Annotated in this window: 3 protein-coding genes; all 3 read right to left on the bottom strand. The window is 28.7% G+C overall.

From position 1 onward, the window contains the following. Window positions 1–79 precede the first annotated feature (79 nt). The 3 genes from F3G98_RS10165 to F3G98_RS10155 all read right to left on the bottom strand — a co-directional run bounded on the left by F3G98_RS10165 (window position 80) and on the right by F3G98_RS10155 (window position 1,791). Window positions 80–217, bottom strand: a complete 138-nt coding sequence (locus F3G98_RS10165) for a diadenosine tetraphosphate hydrolase (protein ID WP_103642958.1) — start codon at window positions 215–217, stop codon at window positions 80–82. After that, entirely contained in the window at window positions 217–846 is a 630-nt protein-coding gene (locus F3G98_RS10160; RefSeq protein WP_149726131.1) for a tRNA 2-selenouridine synthase, read from the bottom strand. The genes F3G98_RS10165 and F3G98_RS10160 overlap by 1 nt, the downstream gene beginning before the upstream one ends. 276 nt (window positions 847–1,122) lie before the next feature. Then, window positions 1,123–1,791 carry a WYL domain-containing protein gene (locus F3G98_RS10155; RefSeq protein WP_188117005.1) on the bottom strand — a complete coding sequence of 223 codons (669 nt, stop codon included), beginning with the start codon at window positions 1,789–1,791 and terminating at the stop codon, window positions 1,123–1,125. Window positions 1,792–1,996: the final 205 nt, after the last annotated feature.

Genomic DNA, 1,996 nt, shown 5'->3' with positions numbered 1-1,996 from the left:
TTTATTTTGCTTATTTTATTGTCTTTGAAATTATAATATTATTAATTTATTATGTTTTATTTGTAGATTGTTAAATTTTTTATTGATTGAAGCTATTGTTTAGTTTATTTCTTTTATTCTCAAAAATGTTATGAAGCATTGCATAACTTGCATCGGCAATATCAATGTAGTCTTTAAAACAATTTATCAGCTCTTTACTTGATTTTTTAGGTTGCATTACTTATCCTTACTTACTCTTTCAAATTTGCCATTAGTTAGTATAAATTTATTACCACCACTTAAAGGGACTACGCTTTTTTTACTAAAGCTAACACCCATTCCTTCATCGCCAAATAGCCCATATTTAGTATTATAAATTTCATAGTAAACATCTATGCTTATAGGTACCACTTCTCCATTATCATCTACATATAATTTTCCTAAATCCAAATAAGGTTTTTGTTTATTGAAATTTTCCAAACCTATAAAATTTATGATCATATCTATAAAGTTCTTTGGAATTTTTGCATCTCTTTTCATCGCTTTTTTATAATCTATCCAACGTGTATAGTATTTTTTACCGTTTGAGAGAATTTGGGGCAATTTCTCATCAATAACTTTCGTATTAACAGCATATAGTCCGCCACCTAAATCTTTTCCCTTTATATTCTTTCTTAGTTCTTTTCTCTCAGCTTCTCTTCTATCTATCTCATCAACAAATTTTTGATTAAATACATAAACTCCGCCATATTTACTAGCCAAATTCTCTAGCTCAGAGTTACTTATCTTATTACTTGCTTGATTTGCAGAGCAAGCTATTAAAAATATGCTTGTTAATAGTAGAAGTATAATGCCTATAAATTTCATCCTATATTCTTTTAGAAATTTTATTTTGCTTATTTTATTGTCTTTGAAATTATAATATTATTAATTTATTACACGCTCAATAATACGCACCGTTCTTATGATCTCTGCTATGATTTTATTATTAGTAAATACAATTTACATTATGAGAAGATAGGCAAAGAAACTCGCTGCATCAAAGAAAAATTATTACACAATACTTAATTGAAGATGCTGTTAGTGCTTAAACATCAGAATGCCTGCAAACATAGTTTATTCTTTTGTATTATTTACACTTTATTATTTATCTAATAAATCAAGAGCAATTTTTAGATCCTCTTTAAATTTATCCCTTAGGCTTTTTGGCTCTAATATCTCAATATCTGGGAGCCATCTCTTTATAAAAGGCAAAATTTCTATATCCTGAGTAAAATCTATACTAAACGTAACACTGCCATCCTCTAAAGTCTTTTCAAATCTTTGAGATGGGAAAAAGCTCTTCATGCCTTTACGAAAATATATAGCTACCTTAGGAGAGGCTTTAAGTAGGGCTCTTTGTGGCATATTTGATGGCAAGCTCATGGCATTTTGTATTTTATTAAAATACGTTTTGTACTTTGACAAAATCTTTTTTTGATAGTTTTTTGAACTTTTGGTTAAAGATACTATAAAAGCCACTCTTAAAAGCCTAAAATTTTCGTTAGCATCCTCTATAGCCAAATACCAATTTCCATCAGTAAAGACTATTTTTAGGCATTTTGCATCGGTTAAATTCTCGACTTCACCGATATATTTATACTTAATGTCTCGGTATTCTCTGTTTGCAACTGCATTACGAAGCTCGCTCAAATACCTTTTACTAGGCTCATCTTGTAAATTTTCTAAAGGATTTGTCTTAAATAAAAATATATCAGAGTCTTCTTGTAGCTGCCTAGATACCTCTTTTTCATATTTATCTAAATCATTCAATAAGCTAGGGTCGTTTTCGTTTAGTAAGGTGATTAGCCAGCCTAGATTGTCGCTATTTTTTAAAAGATACTCTAAAACGATGATTATGTCTTTATTCTTATCAGCTACTCTTAATACACCCATAGGTCTTTTGGCATTTTTTACAAGCTTATTTTCTATTATAAATGAATTTGGGAATAAAATTTTGATCTCTTCTATATATCTT

Source organism: Campylobacter concisus (assembly GCF_902460895.1).
Classification (GTDB): Bacteria; Campylobacterota; Campylobacteria; order Campylobacterales; family Campylobacteraceae; genus Campylobacter_A; species Campylobacter_A concisus_BC.
This window is presented reverse-complemented; position numbering and strand designations above follow the sequence as displayed.

Coding starts and splice junctions, on each gene's coding strand:
- F3G98_RS10165 (WP_103642958.1), bottom strand. CDS start 217: ATGCAACCTAAAAAATCAAGTAAAGAGCTGATAAATTGTTTTAAAGAC.
- F3G98_RS10160 (WP_149726131.1), bottom strand. CDS start 846: ATGAAATTTATAGGCATTATACTTCTACTATTAACAAGCATATTTTTA.